We start from the raw sequence: 18362 nt of genomic DNA, 5'->3' as shown, positions 1-18362 counted from the left end.
GGCGGGCGGCGGGCGGGCGGGCGGCAGGGTGAGGACGAGGGACCAGCCGTCGATCGCGGTGGTGCCGGTGTTGGTGACACTGAGGTTCGACGACAGGCCGGTGTTCCCGGCGCTGACGGTGGCGGTGACCCGGCAGGCCGCCGTCCCCGGCGGCGGGTTGGAGGTCTGGAACTGGGTGAAGAACTTCCACACCTCTGCGGGCAGCCAGGTCCTGGAGCCGCTGTCACCTGCGGCTCCGTCCTGCGGCGCGGCGATATGCCCTTCGTCGAAACCTCTGCGGGCAGCCAGGTCCTGGAGCCGCTGTCACCTGCGGCTCCGTCCTGCGGCGCGGCGATATGCCCTTCGTCGAACGCGGCCCAGGCGACCGGATGCCCGGCCGAGCACCTCAAGCAGGTGGTGACCCGGTGCGTCAGGCTGCCCTGCGCCGGGTCGGGCGGGTTCTGTGCGGTGCAGACGTTGTTCCTGACAAACCTGTCCCGCATCGCCCGGCCGCCGGAGATGCCGAGGACGTTGTCCCTGAGGCCGTGCACCCCGAGGTAGGCGATGGGCTGGGTACCGCCACTGCATCCGCTGAGCTGTCCTCCGCTCTGGACCGCGACCGCGCGGAAGACCGTCGCCCGGGAACACGCGAGTGCGTACGACATGGCGGCGCCGTAGCTGAATCCCAGGGCGAAGCGCTGGGTCGTGTCGACGCACAGGTCCGTCTCGACGCGCCTGAGAATGTCGTCGACGAGGGTGACGTCCTCCCCGCCGGCCTTGGCCCAGCCGTTGTTGAGGCCCTGGGGCGCGACAAAGATGGCGCTGTTGTTCGCCAGTCGCTGGAGCCCGTAGTAGGCCCACGTGCCCGTCTCCACGGTGCGGCCTGTGGCGACGTCGGTGGCCGCGCCGCCCAGCCAGTGCAACCCGAAGACCAGCCGGTGGGCGCGGTTACGGTCGTATCCGTCCGGGATGCGCAGGATGAAGGTGCGGCTCTTGCCGCCGCTCTGGATCGTGTGCGTTCCGCTCGTCAGGGCGGGGGCCTTGCCGCACCGGAGAGATGGGCTCGAAATTTCGCGAGCCATTCGGAATCCAAGGGCCTCACGGATGCTAGGGAGGCCGCCGAACATGTCAACACCCATCACTGCACTGCCTCCACGATCCGGCCATCCGGCGCACAGAAGGTGGCGCATCTACCCCCATCCTGGGCAACTGGCCTGCGGCGACATGGGATCACATGTCTTCGAATGTTTCGAAGACACTGACGATTCATGCGAGAGGTATTGACGGGATTCACGGGCCCCCTATCATCCAGAATGCTCGGCAAGCCGATCCGCGTTCGATATCTCGTATACAGAGCAGCCGCTCCGCGCGAACCAGCAGGGCACCCTCCGGACAACTCCAGCCGCCAACGGCTGGGCTCCAGAAGGAGAACGCCAACCGTGCAAATGTCATGGACTCATCACACTCTGTCCCGTCGCCGCGCACTGACGGCCGCCACCGGCCTGACCGCCGGCACCCTGCTTCCTCCGACAGCGGCCGCCGGCACCGCCTCCGCCCAAGGGCCGCCCCCCGCGGCCGCGGCGGCCTTCACGAACCCGGTGATCTGGCAGGACTTCGCGGACATCGACGTCATCCGTGTCGGTGCCACCTTCTACGCCTCGGCCTCGACCATGCACTACTCGCCGGGCGCCCCCGTCCTGCGCTCGTACGACCTGGTGAACTGGGAGATCGCCGGTCACTCGGTGCCCGCCCTCGACTTCGGCGCCAAGTACGACCTGAACGGTGCACGCGGCTACGTCAGAGGGATATGGGCGTCGTCGCTCGCCTACCGGCCGAGCAACAGGACGTTCTACTGGCTCGGCCAGATCGACTTCGCCAGGACGTACGTCTACACGGCCACCGCCGTCGAGGGTCCGTGGAGCCGACTTACGACGATCGGCACGCCGTACTACGACGCGGGGCTGCTCGTCGACAGCGACGACACCCTGTACGTGGCGTACGGGAACACCACCATCAGCGTGGCCCAGCTCTCGCCCGACGGCCGCGACCAGGTCCGTACCCAGCAGGTGTTCACGACACCGTCGAGCGTGGGCACCCTGGAGGGTGCGCGCTTCTACAAGATCAACGGGCAGTACTACATCTTCCTGACCCGTCCCGCGAACGGCCAGTACATCCTGAAGTCGTCGAGCGGCCCCTTCGGTCCGTACACGATGCGGCAGGTCCTCCTCGACCTGCGCGGGCCCATCCCCGGCGGCGGAGTCCCGCACCAGGGCGGGCTGGTGCAGACACAGAACGGCGCCTGGTACTACCTGGCCTTCGTCGACGCCTACCCCGGCGGCCGGATGCCCGCCCTGGCACCGGTCACCTGGACGGCGGACGGCTGGCCCGTCGTGCAACTCGTCAACGGCGCATGGGGCACCTCGTATCCCAACCCGACCGTGCCCACTCCGCCCCGCCAGGTCACCCCCATGACCGGCGTCGACACCTTCGACGGCACGACCCTCAAGCCGAAGTGGGAGTGGAACCACAACCCGGACAACACCAAGTGGTCGGTGAACAACGGCCTGACCCTGCGGACCGCCACGGTCACCAACGACCTGTACTGGGCGCGCAACACCCTCACCCACCGCATCCAGGGCCCCACTTCCACCGCCACCATCCAGCTCGACTTCTTGGCGATGCGGGACGGCGACCGGGCCGGACTCGCACTGCTGCGGGACTCCTCCGCATGGATCGGGCTCAAGCGCGACGGCGGTACGACGCGGGTGGTGATGGTCAACACGCTGACCATGGACACCAACTGGAACACCACCAACACCGGCACCGAGGTCGCGAGCGCGACGGCGTCCGGCAGCCGCATCTGGCTGCGCGCGAACGCAGACATCCGCCCCGGCACCGGACGCCCCGGAACCTTCTCCTACAGCGCCGACGGCATCACCTTCACCCGCCTCGGCCCCGCCTTCTCCCTGGGCAACGACTGGCGTTTCTTCATGGGTTACCGATTCGCCCTCTTCAACCACGCCACCCAGACACTCGGCGGCGCCGTCCGCGTCACCCGGTTCGAGCTGACCACGCCCTGAGGAGGTCCACCGATCGCACCACGCAACCCCCCGCCCACCTCACGAGGAGAACGATGAACCCGCTGAAACGGCTCGGCTGTCGCCGAACCTCGGTCCTGGGCCTGCTGGCCGCGACCGTCCTGGCAACACCCGGGACCGCGACCGGCGCGTCCGACGCACCCGGCACGACCCGCGCGACCGGCGCGTCCGACACCGTTCGGGCCTCCACCCTGGGTGCCCAGGCGGCCCAGTCCGGACGGTACTTCGGAACCGCCGTGGCCGCAGGCCGGCTCGGCGACGGTACGTACACCGGCATCCTTGGCCGTGAGTTCAACTCGGTCACGCCCGAGAACGAGTTGAAGTGGGACGCGACCGAGCCGTCCCGCGGTCGCTTCACCTTCGGCCCCGCCGACCAGATCGTCAACCGCGCGACGTCCCAGGGTCAGCGCATGCGTGGCCACACCCTGGTGTGGCACTCCCAACTGCCCGGCTGGGTCAGCTCCATCAGGGACGCGAACACCCTGCGCAGTGTGATGAACAACCACATCACCACCGTGGCGAACCGCTACCGGGGAAAGATCCACTCCTGGGACGTGGTGAACGAGGCATTCACTGACGGCGGCAGCGGTCAGCTCCGCAGCTCGGTCTTCCGGGACGTGCTGGGCAACGGCTTCCTGGAAGAGGCGTTCCGCACGGCCCGGACGGCCGACCCAGGGGCCAAGCTCTGCTACAACGACTACAACATCGAGGACTGGAACGCCGCCAAGACCCAGGGCGTCTACCGCATGGTGCGCGACTTCAAGGCGCGCGGCGTACCCATCGACTGCGTCGGCCTCCAGGCCCACTTCGGCGCCGGCGGTCCCCCCGGCAGCTTCCAGACGACGGTGTCGAGCTTCGCCGCACTCGGCGTGGACGTCCAGATCACCGAACTGGACATCGCGCAGGCGTCGCCGAACGCGTACGCGAACACGGTCAAGGCCTGTATGAACGTAGCGCGCTGCACCGGCATCACCGTCTGGGGCATCCGCGACAGTGACTCCTGGCGCGGCAACGAGAACCCGCTGCTGTTCGACCGGGGCGGCAACAAGAAGCCGGCGTACAACGCGGCGCTGACGGCACTGGGCGGCACGCCCGCCACCACCCGCGGTGCCCCCGACGCCGCCGCCCTGCCCAGCAGGTACTCGTGGAGCTCCAGCGGCGCCATGATCGGGCCGAAGTCCGACGCGACGCACAACATCGCCGCCGTCAAGGATCCGACGGTCGTCCAGTACAACGGCAGGTACCACGTGTTCGCCAGTACCGCGAGCGCCTCCGGATACAACCTGGTCTACCTGAACTTCACCGACTGGTCCCAGGCCGGCTCGGCCACGCACCACTACCTGGACCGCAGCGCCATCGGCGCCGGCTACCGGGCCGCGCCGCAAGTCTTCTACAACGCACCGCAACGCCTGTGGTACCTCGTCTACCAGACCGGCAACGCCTCCTACTCCACCAACCCAGACATCAGCAACCCGAACGGGTGGAGCGCACCACGCAACTTCTACTCGTCGATGCCCGACATCATCAAGCAGAACATCGGCAACGGCTACTGGGTCGACATGTGGGTGATCTGCGACAGCGCCAACTGCTACCTGTTCTCCTCCGACGACAACGGACACCTGTACCGCTCCCAGACAACCGTCGGCCAGTTCCCCAACGGCTTCACCAACACCGTCATCGCGCTGAAGGACTCCAAATTCGCCCTCTTCGAGGCGAGCAACGTGTACAAGGTGCAAGGCAGCAACCAGTACCTGCTCCTCGTCGAGGCCATCGGTTCCGACGGGCGGCGCTACTTCCGTTCCTGGACCGCCACCAGCCTCGGCGGCTCCTGGACGCAGCTCGCCGTATCCGAGAGCAATCCCTTCGCCCGGGCGAACAACGTCAGCTTCCCCGCAGGCGCCTGGACCCGGGACATCAGTCACGGCGAGTTGATCCGCGCCGGCTACGACCAGACACTCACCATCCCCTCCTGTCGGCTCCAGTACCTCTACCAGGGCATGGACCCCAACGCGGGCGGCGACTACAACCTCCTCCCGTGGCGGCTCGGCCTTCTGACCCAGACCAACTCGACCTGCTGACCGGCCGTGCGGTGGAGAGCGCTTCCGATGGGAGCGCTCCCCACCGCACCGCCGACCATCGGACGCATCCCTGTCAGAGAACCGAGGTACCGTCATGCGCCGCAGACTGCTCGCCCTGGCAGCAGCACTCTCCTCGCTGCCACTGGCGCTCGCCACCGCACCGTCCGCCCACGCGGCGGACCTGACGACCATGACCAGCGGGTTCTACGCGGACCCCGACTCCAGCGCGAAGCGGTGGACCGCCGCCAACCCCGGCGACGGCCGAACGTCCGCGATCAACGCCTCCATCGCCAACACCCCGACGGCCCGCTGGTTCGGCTCCTGGAGCGGCACCATCGGCACCGCCGCCGGCGCGTACGTGGGCGCCGCGGACGCCCGGGACAAGCTGCCCCTCCTGGTCGCCTACAACATCTACAACCGCGACTACTGCGGCGGGCACTCCGCGGGCGGAGCCTCCTCGCCGTCCGCCTACGCGAACTGGATCGCCCAGTTCGCGGGCGGGATCGCGGGCCGCCCGGCCGTCGTCCTCCTCGAACCGGACTCCCTCGGGGACTACGGCTGCATGAACCAGGCCCAGATCGACGAACGCAAGGCCATGCTCACCGGCGCCCTCGCCGAGTTCAACCGCCAGGCCCCCAACACCTGGGTCTATCTCGACTCCGGCAACCCGGCCTGGGCGAGCGCGGCGACCATGGCCCGGCGCCTCCACGAAGCAGGCCTGCGACAGGCGCACGGCTTCTCACTCAACATCTCCAACTACCTGACCACGGGCGAGAACACCGCGTACGGCAACGCCGTCAACAGTGAACTGAGCGCGCGGTACGGCTATACCAAGCCGTTCGTCGTGGACACCAGCCGCAACGGAAACGGCTCCAACGGCCAGTGGTGCAACCCCTCAGGACGCCGGATCGGCACGCCCACCCAGCTGGGGGGAGGCGCCGAGATGCTCCTGTGGATCAAGGTCCCGGGTGAGTCCGACGGCAACTGCGGCGCCGGCAGCGGCTCCTCGGCCGGACAGTTCCTCCCCGAGGTCGCCTACAAGATGATCTACGGCTCCTGATCCGGGTCCGCTCGGGCGCAGTTCCGGTACCGGGGTAGGGCGGCTCATCGCTGTCACCGGTCGTCGGACGGGGCCGGCTGGTCCCGTCGTACCGGGACCAGCCCAGCACGTCGGAGTCGAGTGGGCGCAGGAAGGTGTGCAGGTCAACGACGCCGAGCAAGCGGTACCGGACAGTAGCCATCGCCGCATCTCAGGGGCTGTCTTCGGACGACGGAAGCCTGACGATGGGCAGAACTCATCAGACGGGCGTCGACGCCGACGGCACGAAGGGTGCCCCGTGTCCTGGCACGATCAGCGCCGGGCCGAGGGCCAGGACCTTCTCCCTGGCCGCCCGCAGCTGTTCGCGGTCGGGCGCGAAGGGGTCGTCGGCGGGTCCCTCGGCGGTCCACCACAGATGGGTCAGGACCACCAGGCCCTCGGCGGCCGTGACCAGGGTGCTGACGTCCTCGGCGGTGTGGCCGGGGGTCGTCATGAGCGTGATCGACGGCGACAGCTGATATCCGTCGGCATCGCGGTCCTCCCAGATGTCGTTCTGGTAGATGGCCATGTGATCGTGGAAGCGGGCGCGGGGGAACAGGGCCGCGTTCAGCGTGTGATCCGGATGGTGGTGGCTGAAGATCACGTCGGTGACGTCTTCGGGGTTCAGTCCATGGTGCGCGAGCGGGTCCAGGATGAGTCGGCGGTCCGCGACCATGCCGGGATCGGCGATCGCGACCGTCCGGCCGTCGACGAGCAGGGTGACGGTGCCGGCCACCCGCGTGTCGGCGTAGCCGGTGGTCAGGACGTGGAAGGCAGCGGTCATGAGTGGCTCCTCGGGGGACGGGTGCGGTGTGGGGCCGTACGAGCCGGTCACCGGGGAAAGAGCGCTCGGAAGCCGGTGAGCAGGCCCGGAGACCGATGTCGAACGCTAGCTCGGCCCGGCGGTGGTCGGTGGGGGTGTCGTCGAGTACGGCGCTGAGGTGGGGGACGGTCTGGCGGGTCACGTCGGAGACCATCACCGGCGGCGCGACAAGGTCGAGGGCCGAACCGAGAAGGAAGCTCTCCAGCGCGTTGAACCTGCGCCGGGTGTGTCATTCGGCCCTGATGTTGTCGACGTACACCACACCCTTGGTAGCCGTGCCGCTGCCACGGCCGAGGTACAGATTGAACGCCGTCACCTTGGCCAGACGAGCCGCGTCGAGCACGGCTCCGGTGTGTGCGGTGTCCCAGGGAGCGGGCCCGAACTCGCTGAAGGGTGTCCTCATCTCCTGTCCGTTCGTGTCGGCCAGCGGGAACCGGTACTGGAATGGGACTCCGTCAGCGACGATCTCGAACGCCCCGGCGTTTTCGGAACCGTCGCCCCGCAGCCACAGCGCCAGGGACGTGAAAGCGGACCAGTCCGCGACGACCGACCTGCCTATGCCGGTGTACTCGGAGCCGGTGAAGTCGTACGCGTAGGCCAGTCCGTAGGAGCCCGAGGACTTGTGGTCGGGCGACAGTGCGATGGTGTGGGAGTTGGTATGGGTGTACGCCTCGCTCAGGGCGGCGTCGTCTCCGGCGTATCCCTCGAAGTCGTCGACCCAACCTGCAGGCAGCGGTGCGACCTCGCCGAGGAGGACCACGGCCGAGTCGGTGAGCGTCTCGCCGTGCACCCGCGCGCTCACGCTGAGGGCAACCGAACGGTTGTTCCGCAAGGCCGGGTCGATCGACCAGTCGCCTGAGTAGAAGCCGTCGGGGTCGAGGCGCAGCGGTCTGGCGCGTCCGCCGTTCACGGAGTAGGTGACCCGGCTCGCCCGCGCGGGCGTGACGCGTACCCGGAGGGTGGTCTTGGAGGCCGTCACGCGCTGTCGGTCCGTGGGGGTCACGAGGTGCATGAACGGGGCGTTCCTGACCGCGGTGGTGCGAGCGGAGTACACCCCCCGGAGATCTGCGGCGAACAGGGCGTAGGGGTCCTGGTGGTACTTGACGAAGTCCGGCAGCAGGGCGTGGCCGGGGTACGGCACATAAGCGCGCTTGGTGCCTCCGAAGTTGGCCCAGGTGAGCATGTACGTCATCTGACGGGCCGACGGGTCCGCCTTGACGGCCTGCAGCAGTTGGGTGAACCACTGCGGGTCGCGGACCTCGGTACCGCTCTCCCCGAACTCGGTGAAGGCCGGCACCTTGCCTCGCTCGTTCGCCAGCTGGACCACCATCGCCAGGTCCCTCACCAGACCGTCCAGCCAGGCGGTCGGTCCGGCGGCTTCGTCGTAGGAGTCGTAGCCGAGGATGTCGACGAACCGGTCGCCCGGGTAGGTCTTCAGGTAGCCGGTCGGGGCGCCTCCGAAACTCGAGTTGGGCGAGTAGGCGTAGAGCAGGTTGTGGACGCCTCTGGTGTCACGCAGGTACTCGACGGTGTAGCGGAACAGCTCGATGAACTCGCCCGAGGTGGTGTGGCCTGCGCCCCACCAGAACCAGCCTCCGTTGTTCTCGTGGAAGGGGCGGAGGATCACCGGGATCAAGGTGCCGTCCGAACGCCGCGCGCCCTTGACCGCCTTCGCGATGCGGTCGAGGAAGGCATTGAAGTCCGCGTGCTTCGCGCCTCCGGGAAGGATCTGGCCGACCACTCGGCCCGTTGTGTCGTAGAAGTCCTCGCCGGTGACAAAGTTCGGCATGTGGGCGGTGAGGGTGTTGATCCCGCCGCGTGCGTCCCCCTGCTTGATGCACCGGCTGAGTGCGGCGATGTTCTCGGCTTCGGTTCCGTCCTGGGTGCCGGGGCGTTCGTCGCCGTCGAGGACGAGGGTGTCCCAGCCGAAGACCGCGGGGTAGTCGCCCACCGCCGCCCTGGTATCGGACGCCTTGCCGTCGGGAGTGGTGAAGGTGAAGCCGTAGGTGAGGTCGTGCTGATGACCGAACAGGATTCCCCTGCCCTGCTGCCGCTTCAGGTACGCGAACAGCGAGCGGGTGGCGGGAGTTGCCCTGTCGTCGACGATCCGGACCCGCGCCGGCACACCAGTGGGCACCGAGGGGGAGGTCGCCGCGGCGGCCATCGGTGTTCGGGCGCCGGCTGCCACGGCGACGGCGGCAGCGAGGAGGACGAAGGTGCGACGCTCCAGGGGAGAGCTGGACATGTACGTCTCCTTTTGACGTGCGATCTCGGGCAGAAGGGTGGCCCACCGAGGGCGGGTGCGCCGCGCTGGGGGGGGTGCCGTGAGCCGGGAGCCTCCCGTCGGCGGCGCCGCGCGTCATCGCGCATGGCGGAGGGCGCCGTTGTCGCATGCCGGGCCGGCGCGACGCTCAGGTTGTGCTGGACAGACGGCCTGCTCGGTCGGCCGTCGTACAGCCGTCTCATTCCGGAGGGACGAGCCGTCTTGCACTCGCGAGTCTGCGACGCGGAGCGGTGAACCCGGCCCGCCACTACTGGCTTCTGAGGTCGGAGTGTCCGAGGAGAGGGGCGAGCCGTCCGCGGTGGCCGGCGGCCCAGGCGTTCGGACCGTCGCTGACCACGTTCCAAACGCTGAGGCAGTGGGTCCGACCGCAGGCATTGTTGCCCTAACGGGCTTCGTCGGAGGGAACCTTGACCCAGTCCACGACGGCAAGGGCGACACCGGTTGTCGCCGCCCTGAACATCCAGGGTCTGTTGGTCACTTGCGGGGGCCCTTCCAGCGACGCGGTCGGCTGCGGAAAGAGGGTCCTGGTCAGGGACATCCGCAACGCACGACACGCGTGTGATTCAAGTGACGCCATTTGACTAGAAGTTGAGGAAAAAGGAAAGAGCTTGGCTCTATCTCGACCAGTCATGACGAGGCCGGCCACCGTCGGCCGGGGGAACGCGAGTGGGATCCACAGTTCGCGTGAGAACGGCGGCACTTGCCGCCTTGACGGTCGGAGCGCTGCTCACGGCGGCGGTATCGGTCGACAGGGGCAGCAGCACGTTCCGTCGGCGCCGGCGCAACTGCCGACGGCCGGAGTTGGGCCGCTGCTGGGTCGGTCCGTGGCGCGGGTTGCAGGTCAGGCAGTGTCCGCCGGGCCGAGGCCGGGTCGAAAGCGGTGCACAGCCGGGAGGCGGGCAGCGTCTTGGCGGAGGTGGTGTGATGCGCGGTCGGAGAGACGCAGTCGCCAGTGTGGTGGGGGCCAGGGCAGTGGGGGCGCTGTCATCCCGAGCGCGTCGAGCCGGCGGGCCCTGGTTGCAGGGCACCGTGGCGGGCAGCGTCCGCCCGTCACTTCCGCGCTGTCGTCCCGAGGAAGAGCGGTTCGCCTGAGCGCAGGTGCTCCCTCAGCCACTGCTCGGTGTTGCTCACGTGCAGCAGTGCGGCGGCCTGGCTGAGGGCGGCGTCACGGGAGGACAGCGCGTTGAAGATCGCCTCGTGCTCGGCGAGAGTGCGGCCCGCGGCCTTGTCGTCGACCAGACCGCGCCAGATGCGGGCGCGCAGGGTACGGCCGGAGATGCCTTCCAGGAGGGTGAGGAGGCTCTCGTTGCCCGTGGCGGAGACTACGGCGCGGTGGAAGGCCGCGTCATGGGCATTGAGCTGTGCGACGTCGTCGCGGGCCTCGCGCATGGCGTCCAAGTGCCGCTCCACCTCGCTCAGTTGGGCGTCCGAGATGCGGGTCGCGGCAAGGGCCGTGGCGATCGGTTCGAGGAGCCGCCGTACCTCCATGAGGTCCTGCAGCGCGACCGAGTCGCCCTGCAGGAGTTCGACGGCGCCGCCGAGACCCTCCAGGAGCAGGCTCGGCTGAAGGCTGGTCACATACGTGCCGTCGCCCCGCCGCACCTCCAGGACCCGCGCGACGGCCAGCGCCTTGACCGCTTCCCGGGCGAGGTTGCGGGACAGTCCCAGCTGGGCGGCCAGGTCCTGCTCCGGTGGCAGTTTGGAGCCCGGCGCCAGGGCACCGGTCCGGATCAGCTCACGGATCTGCTCGATGGCCTTGTCCGTCAGAGACACCGCCCCTCCCTCCCCCACCGCGCCCCGTGAGCACGTCCGACCTGATCAGCCCCTGAGCGCGGAGATCGTCCCAGAGGCCGTCCGGGACTTGCTGACCATGGAGTTCCACGTTGGGTCCGACCTGTTCCGGAGTCCGCATGTCGAGGGTGACGCCGATGATACGGGGATGCGTGTGCGGGACGCCGCACAGACCGCGGCGATCGCCCGAGCCCGAGCGACCGGAGCCGGCGTACTCCTGGAGGGACCCAGGGCGCACCACGAGACAGGCCGTGACGCCGGGCTCGAGGCCCAGGGCGGACTCCAGTGACAGATCCATTCCTTTGACGGTCGTGGTCGTGGTCGTGGTCGTGCCGGCCATGGGCGTGCCAGACATGGCATGTCTGTGCATTTCTATGTACGCGCAATACCCATAAAAAGTGGGGCAAGTATCGCAAATAGCTCAACCATGCGGTGTCATTCATCCCTGCACGCTGGTTGACATCCCAGGGCGACATGGCCGACCTTCATGCGTGGCCCTGCATTCCCTCTGTCCCCTTCCGCATCAGGGATGTGTCCATGTCGAACTCGATCAACAGACGCCAGTTACTGGCCTCCGCAACCTGCGTGGTCGCCGCCGCTGCGGCCGGAGGTGTGTTCGGTGCCGGTGCCGCCGAGGCGGCGCCCAGCGCCTACACGCCCGACTGGAACTCGGTCGACCAGCACCCGCCGGCTCCGGAGTGGTTCCAGGACGCGAAGTTCGGGATCTACTTCCACTGGGGTGTCTTCAGTGTTCCCGCCTTCGGCAACGAGTGGTACCCGCGCAACATGTACGAGGCGGGCAACAACGCCAACCAGCACCACATCGCGACCTACGGCCAGCCATCCGCGTGGCCGTACCACAACTTCATCAACGGAGCGCGGGACCTGGCGGGCAACACCGTGGAGTTCGCCCCGAAGCTGAAGTCGGCCGGCGGGAAGTTCGACCCCGAGGAGTGGGTGCAGCTGTTCGCCGACGCCGGCGCCAGGTTCGCCGGCCCGGTCGCCGAGCATCATGACGGCTTCTCCATGTGGGACAGCCGGGTCAACGAGTGGAACTCGGTCAACAAGGGCCCCGGTCTCGACCTGCTGCGGCTGTTCTCCACAGCCATCCGCGCCAAGGGCCTGAAGCTGCTGGTGGCCATGCACCACGCGTACAACTTCACCGGCTTCTACGAATTCGCCCCCGCGCAGACGGACAGCAGTCTCAAGAAGCTCTACGGGCAGATGGGTTCGGCCGCGGAGAACCAGCTCTGGTTCGACAAGCTCAAGGAGGTCATCGACCGTGCCCAGCCCGACATCCTGTGGCAGGACTTCAATCTGGACGCCGTCGACGAGCAACAGCGCCTGAACTTCCTTGCGTACTACTACAACCAGGCAATCACCTGGGGCCGCGAGGTCGTCGCCACGTACAAGGACGGCATGAACGGCAAGGGCGAGGTCTTCGACTACGAACGCGGCGGCCCGGCCGATCTCACCACCCCGTACTGGCTGACCGACGACAGCATCTCCAGCAGCAGCTGGTGCTACACCCAGGGCATCGGCTACTACACCACCCAGCAGATGCTGCACTCGTTCATCGACCGGGTCAGCAAGAACGGCAACATGCTGCTCAACATCGCGCCGATGGCCGATGGCACCATCCCTCAGGCGCAGAAGGACATCCTGCTCGCCATCGGCGACCATCTGAAGCGCTTCGGCGAGTCGGTGTACGCGACCCGCGCCTGGACCGCGTACGGAGAAGGCCCGACGAAGATGGGCGGCGGCTCCTTCACCAGGCCCACGGCAGGCACCGCGCAGGACATCCGGTTCACCCGCAACAAGGCCGAAAACGTCCTGTACGCCACCGTCCTGGGCTGGCCCGGCAGTTCGCTCACGATCAAGACCCTCAGTCCGGACCGGATCGACCTCTCGTCGCTGACCTCGGTGAAGCTTCTCGGCTCCGCCGCCGGCACCTACATCGACCTGCCCACGCCGGCCCAGAACGCCTCCGGCCTCACGGTCACCCTGCCGTCCTCCGCGCCGTACAGTGCGAACGCCTACGTCCTGAAGCTCGCCTTCTCCGGCACGATCCCCGGTCTGCGGCCACTGGCCGGCGCCATCGCCTTCACGGACGTCAACTACAGCGGCGACTACGCCGTGCTCGCCCTCGGCGACCACACCGCGGCCGATCTGACCGCAGCCGGTCCGGGCCCGGGCACCCTCTCCTCCCTCCGGCCGGCCCCCGGTCACCGGGTGATCGGCTACTCCGGAGACAACTTCACCGGCACCTCCTGGACGTTCACCGCCGACAACCCCGACCTCAGGGTCACCGGCAACAACGACCGGATCACGTCGCTGAAGGTCCAGTTCAACCCGGCGACGTACTTCCGGATCACCAACGCCACCAACGGCCTCGCCCTGGACAGCGGCGGCAACGTCGCCTCCGGCTCCGACCTCAAGCAGTGGACCTGGAACGGCAACACCAACCTCCAGTGGCAGGCGGAGCAGGTCGGAGACGGCTACTACAGGCTGGTCAACCGCACCAACGGCATGGTCGCCGACGGCTGGGGCGCCACCGTCAATGGCTCCGCCGCCCGACAGGCTCCCTGGAACGGTGGCACCAACCAGCAGTGGACCATCACCCATCGGGGCGGTGACCGCTACTCGATCGCCAACCGCACCACCGGCCTGGTCCTCGACGGCGGCGGCAACGTCGCCTCGGGTGCCGGCACCAAGCAGTGGACGTACAGCAGCAGCACCAACCTGCTGTGGACGTTCACCGCGCTGTAGCCGGCACGGGCAGGCGCTACGGCCGGACTGCTGACGGAACGGCGTTCAGCCCCGTTGATTGAGCATTCACATGCAGAAGAGGACGCCTGCATGAGAAAGCCTTGGCTTCCGGCCCTGGTCACGCTCGTCGCTGCCGCGCTCGGGGTGACGGCGGCTGGTGTGATACCTGCCTCCGCCGCCTCGACCACGCCCTTGCGGATCATGCCGTTGGGTGACTCCATCACCTGGGGCGTGGGAAGCAGCACGGGCAACGGCTACCGGGGTCCGTTGTGGGACAAGCTCGCGACGGACGGCCATCCGCTGGACTTCGTCGGCACGTTGCGGGGCGGTTCGATGTCCGACCCCGACAACCAAGGCCACTCCGGATACCGCATCGACCAGATCTCCGCCCTCGCCGACGCCTCGCTGACCCGTTACCGGCCCAACGTGGTGACGCTGATGATCGGCACCAACGACCTGGCCGGGAACTATCAGGTCTCCACCGCTGCCGACCGGCTGAAGTCGCTGGTCCACCAGATCACCGCCGACGTCCCCGACGCGACCGTCCTCGTGGCCTCCCTGGTCGTGTCCACCAGCGGCTCGGAGGAGCAGTACCGTGCCGCGTACAACCAGGCCATCCCCCAGATCGTGAGCGAGGCACAGGCCGCGGGCAAGCACGTCGCATACGTGGACATGAGCAGCCTGACCACGGCCGACCTGGCCGACGCCTTCCACAACGGCATCCAGTCCGCGGACAGCGCCGGGTGGCTGAGGAACCCCGCCCCCGCACGCGTGCGGTCCGACATGGGCGGCAAGTGCATCGACGTCAGCGGCTTCGGCACCGTCGACGGGACCGCCGTCCAGATCTGGAGCTGTGGCGACAGCATCAACCAGTACTGGTCCGCCTACACCGACGGCACCCTGCGCTCCATGGGCAAGTGCCTCGAAGCCGCCGGCTTCGGCACGGCCAACGGCACCAAGGTGCAGCTCTGGGCCTGCCACGGCGGCTCCAACCAGATCTGGGAGCCCTACAACGGCGGCTACCGCAACCCCGCCTCCGGCCGCTGCCTCGACATTCCGGGCTTCTCCACGACCGACGGCACACAGCTCCAACTGTGGGACTGCCACGGCGGCTCCAATCAGAAGTGGACCACTCTGACCACCGGGTGACCCGCGCTCCCGGGACCCGAGCCCTTTCCGGGCTCGGGTCCTGGAGAACACCGGTGGCGGACACCGCCGGCTGCAGAGCGCCCGCCCTGGTCCGGAGTCAGTGGTCGGCGCGGCGCAGCCGCCCTCGCGGGTCGTGGCCTATGGCAGTTGCCAGTCCACCGGCTGGGCACCCTGCTTGATGAGCAGGTCGTTGGCCCTGCTGAACGGCCGCGAACCGAAGAAGCCCCGGTCCGCCGACATCGGAGACGGGTGCGCGGACTCGATCGCAGGAAGATCCCCGAGCAACGGCCGCAGATTGCGGGCATCCCTGCCCCACAGCACCGACACCAGCGGCGTACCGCGAGTCACCAGCGCGCGGATCGCCTGCTCGGTGACCTCCTCCCACCCCTGGCCACGATGCGCCGCCGGCTTGCGGGGCGCCGTCGTCAACGCCCTGTTGAGCAGCAGCACACCCTGCTCGGTCCACGGCGTCAGATCGCCGTTCGACGGCCTGGACAGCCCCAAGTCCGTGTGGAGTTCTCGGAAGATGTTCTCCAGGCTGCCCGGCAACGAACGCACCTCGGGCGCCACCGCGAAACTCAACCCGATGGCCATCCCCGGTGTCGGGTAGGGATCCTGGCCGACGATCAGGACGCGGACGTCGTCGAAGGGCTGCTGGAAGGCCCGCAGGACATTCGCTCCGGCCGGCAGGTAGGTCCGGCCCGCAGCTATCTCGGCCCGGAGGAAGTCCCCCATGGCGGCAATGCGTTCGGCCGCAGGCTCAAGAGCCTTCGCCCAGCCCGCTTCAACAAGTTCATGCAAAGGTCGTGGTGCCACGGCGCGCCACTCTACTGGCACGCGCCATACCCCGGCACAAACACAGACGCCCCCGCACACGGGCACCGTTCTCGGCGCTACTCTTCCTCCGTGCGACCCCGAATGACCGTCATACGAGCTTGATGCCCAATTGCCGGACAGGAAACGATCGTGCCCCTGGCGGGCAAGTCCGTTCATCCCACCGGGCCTTGCCGGCCGCGCGCGGTTGACCAGCACCGAAGCACCGGGGCGACCGGCTGTCTCCTCACCGGGCAGTGAAGTCATCACACTCTGACCACTTCTGATCCGTACGTAACTCATCAGACAAAAGCGGACGGATACCGCTCACCTGCACCCTCCCCGAACAGGGGAGCCCAATAAGCCAGTAACATGCGGCGCCATGAGCTCCCCCACTGGGCCCGCCGGCCTGCCAGTACGAATGCCGCGCCCCCGCCAGTCGGGGCGGCACCGCCGCCCCGAGCCTCTGGCGGCTCCCGAGGGTGCGCCCGCGCTCGTCCTCGCGGTCCCGGGCACGCCCAGCGCCGCCACGCGCAGCCTCGCCGAGGAGGTCGTGAGCATCGCCCGCTCGGAGCTCCCCGGTCTCGATGCCCGCATCGGGTATCTCGACGGTGACGACGCGGAGTTCCCCACGCTCCAGTCCGTCCTCGCGCACACCGCGCAGGAGCGCACGGCCCGTTACGAGCAGGCCCTCGCCGCCGGTGTGGACGCCAAGCAGCCCGAGGGGCCCGTGGCCGTGGTCGTGCCGCTGCTCGCCGGCCCGGACGGCGCGCTGCTGCGCCAGGTCCGTCAGGCGGTCATGGAGAGCCGTATCGCGGCCGAACTGACCGATGTCCTCGGCCCGCACCCGTTGCTCGCCGAGGGGCTGCACGTACGGCTGTCCGAGGCGGGCCTCGCGCGCGCCGACCGGGCCCGGCTGTTCACCGTGGCGACCGCCGCGGACGGCATCATCCTGGCTTCCGTGGGCGGCGAGGAGGCCGTGCAGGCGGCCGGCATCACGGGCATGCTGCTCGCCGCGCGTCTCGCCGTTCCGGTGATGGCGGCGGCCCTCGACCAGGACGGCTCGATCGCGGCCATCGCCGAGCAGCTGCGCGCCTCCGGCTCGCAGAACCTCGCGCTCGCCCCGTATCTGATCGGCCCGGAGATCGACGCCGGTCTGCTGGAGGCCGCGGCCCAGGAGGCCGGCTGTGCCTCCTCCGACGCGCTCGGCCCGTACCCGGCCATCGGCAAGCTGGCGCTGGCCAAGTACACGACGGCGCTGGGCATCGCTCCGCAGCAGGTGCAGGGCGCCCCGGTCCGCTGACCCGGGCAGCAGCACCGCAGGACGACGTAGCACTTGGTACGCCGAAGGGCCCGCTCCTGGCAGAGGAGCGGGCCCTCGGCGTTGCCGGCGTACGGAGCGACGCGTGCTCAGCCGAAGATCACACAGGACGCCGCCGGGACGGCGACCGAGCCGGCCTCGCGGGGGACACCGGTGTCGGGGTCGAGGGCGAACCAGGTGACGTCTCCGGAGCGTTCGTTCGCCGCGTACAGGAATCCGTCCGAGGCGGCGAGCGCGCGGGGCCAGTGGCCGCCGCACGGCACCGTGTCCACGAGCCGCAGGGCCGCTCCGCCGCCGTCGACGGCGAGCACGGACACGACGTCCTGGCCGCGCGTCGCGGTCCACACGAAGCGGCCGTCGGGCGAGACGACGATGCCCGACGGGTAGGCGTCGCCGTCCGGGCTGTCCGGCAGCACCGGCGTCTCGCACAGGGGCGTCAACAGGCCCTCGGCGGCGTCCCAGCGGCAGACGGTGAGCGTCGGCGCGAGTTCGTTCAGTACGTACGCGTACGGGCCCTCCGGGTGGAAGGCCAGGTGGCGCGGGCCGCAGCCGGGCCGCAGGGCGGTCTCCCGGTGCGGTTCGAGGGTCCCGTCGCGCAGGGCGCACACACGTACCGAGTCCGTGCCCAGGTCGACGCCGACGGCCCACCGGCCGCTCGGGTCAGGCTGCACCTGGTGGGCGTGCGGCCCCCGCTGGCGCGCCGGGTGCAGGCCGGAGCCGGTGTGCCGGAGCACGTCGGACGCGGCGGCGGCGAGGGTGCCGTCGGCGTGGACGGGCACCGCGGTGATGCTGCCGGAACCGTAGTCGGCGGTCAGGATGTGCCCGGCGAAGAGGCCCAGATGGGTGGGCCCGCTGCCGACCGGCACGGGCGGGCCGGTGAGTTCGGGCTTGTCGCCGTTCACGCGGTAGGCGGCCACCGCGCCCTCAGTCGTCTCGCTGACCGCGTAGAGCGTGTTCCCGTCGGCGGCGAGCGCGAGATACGACGGGTCGGGTACGTCGTCCGCCGCGCCGAGCACGGTCAGGGCACCGCTGTCGTCGTCCACGGCGGCGACGAGGACACCCGGGCCCCCCGCCGTCGTGAACGAGCCGATGAACGCTCTCCGTCGGCCCACTGCCGTCCCCTCTCGGTCGCCTGATCGTCCGGGGCGACCGTACCCTATCGGTCTAGACCAATGGGCT

11 protein-coding genes and 1 pseudogene are annotated in these 18362 nt (G+C 68.9%); 6 read left to right on the top strand and 6 right to left on the bottom strand.

Annotation, left to right across the window (positions count from 1 at the left end; all coding sequences use genetic code 11):
* Window positions 1-21: 21 nt before the first annotated feature.
* Window positions 22-1061 (bottom strand): annotated as a pseudogene (locus ACH4TV_RS11585) (hypothetical protein); the annotation flags it as partial.
* Between the two features lie 363 nt (window positions 1062-1424).
* Between ACH4TV_RS11585 and ACH4TV_RS11580 the strand changes: the two are divergent.
* The 3 genes from ACH4TV_RS11580 to ACH4TV_RS11570 all read left to right on the top strand — a co-directional run bounded on the left by ACH4TV_RS11580 (window position 1425) and on the right by ACH4TV_RS11570 (window position 6215).
* On the top strand, window positions 1425-3059 hold the full coding sequence (locus tag ACH4TV_RS11580) for a glycoside hydrolase 43 family protein (RefSeq protein ID WP_398397750.1): 1635 nt from the start codon (window positions 1425-1427) through the stop codon (window positions 3057-3059).
* A 53-nt stretch (window positions 3060-3112) separates the two neighbouring features.
* Window positions 3113-5155: a non-reducing end alpha-L-arabinofuranosidase family hydrolase gene (locus ACH4TV_RS11575; protein WP_398396773.1), complete on the top strand. Its 2043-nt coding sequence runs from the start codon at window positions 3113-3115 to the stop codon at window positions 5153-5155.
* 94 nt (window positions 5156-5249) lie between these two features.
* Window positions 5250-6215, top strand: coding sequence for a glycoside hydrolase family 6 protein (locus ACH4TV_RS11570; protein ID WP_398396771.1), 966 nt, complete (start codon window positions 5250-5252; stop codon window positions 6213-6215).
* A 238-nt stretch (window positions 6216-6453) separates the two neighbouring features.
* Here ACH4TV_RS11570 and ACH4TV_RS11565 read toward each other — a convergent pair whose 3' ends face one another.
* The 3 genes from ACH4TV_RS11565 to ACH4TV_RS11555 form a co-directional block, all read right to left on the bottom strand.
* Window positions 6454-7017, bottom strand: a complete 564-nt coding sequence (locus tag ACH4TV_RS11565) for an MBL fold metallo-hydrolase (protein WP_398396769.1) — start codon at window positions 7015-7017, stop codon at window positions 6454-6456.
* A 268-nt stretch (window positions 7018-7285) separates the two neighbouring features.
* Window positions 7286-9301, bottom strand: coding sequence for a glycosyl hydrolase (locus tag ACH4TV_RS11560; protein ID WP_398396767.1), 2016 nt, complete (start codon window positions 9299-9301; stop codon window positions 7286-7288).
* Between the two features lie 1089 nt (window positions 9302-10390).
* Window positions 10391-11113 (bottom strand): FadR/GntR family transcriptional regulator, encoded by a 723-nt coding sequence (locus tag ACH4TV_RS11555; protein ID WP_398396765.1) that lies wholly within the window; start codon window positions 11111-11113, stop codon window positions 10391-10393.
* 555 nt (window positions 11114-11668) lie between these two features.
* On the opposite strand from ACH4TV_RS11555, the gene ACH4TV_RS11550 reads away from it, so the two are divergent.
* Both ACH4TV_RS11550 and ACH4TV_RS11545 read left to right on the top strand, forming a co-directional pair.
* Window positions 11669-13900 (top strand): alpha-L-fucosidase, encoded by a 2232-nt coding sequence (locus ACH4TV_RS11550; protein ID WP_398396763.1) that lies wholly within the window; start codon window positions 11669-11671, stop codon window positions 13898-13900.
* A gap of 90 nt (window positions 13901-13990) precedes the next feature.
* Complete coding sequence (locus ACH4TV_RS11545) at window positions 13991-15049, top strand: ricin-type beta-trefoil lectin domain protein (RefSeq protein ID WP_398396761.1); 1059 nt, start codon at window positions 13991-13993, stop codon at window positions 15047-15049.
* 138 nt (window positions 15050-15187) lie between these two features.
* Here ACH4TV_RS11545 and ACH4TV_RS11540 read toward each other — a convergent pair whose 3' ends face one another.
* Window positions 15188-15865 (bottom strand): uracil-DNA glycosylase, encoded by a 678-nt coding sequence (locus ACH4TV_RS11540; RefSeq protein WP_398396759.1) that lies wholly within the window; start codon window positions 15863-15865, stop codon window positions 15188-15190.
* A gap of 379 nt (window positions 15866-16244) precedes the next feature.
* Here ACH4TV_RS11540 and ACH4TV_RS11535 point away from each other — a divergent pair, with 379 nt between their 5' ends.
* Entirely contained in the window at window positions 16245-17165 is a 921-nt protein-coding gene (locus tag ACH4TV_RS11535) for a sirohydrochlorin chelatase (RefSeq protein WP_398396757.1), read from the top strand.
* A gap of 107 nt (window positions 17166-17272) precedes the next feature.
* On the opposite strand, the gene ACH4TV_RS11530 is transcribed toward ACH4TV_RS11535, so the two are convergent.
* Window positions 17273-18295, bottom strand: coding sequence for a lactonase family protein (locus ACH4TV_RS11530; RefSeq protein ID WP_398396755.1), 1023 nt, complete (start codon window positions 18293-18295; stop codon window positions 17273-17275).
* Window positions 18296-18362 lie beyond the last annotated feature (67 nt).

This window comes from Streptomyces sp. NPDC020898, assembly GCF_044333925.1.
GTDB lineage: Bacteria > Actinomycetota > Actinomycetes > Streptomycetales > Streptomycetaceae > Streptomyces.
This window is presented reverse-complemented; position numbering and strand designations above follow the sequence as displayed.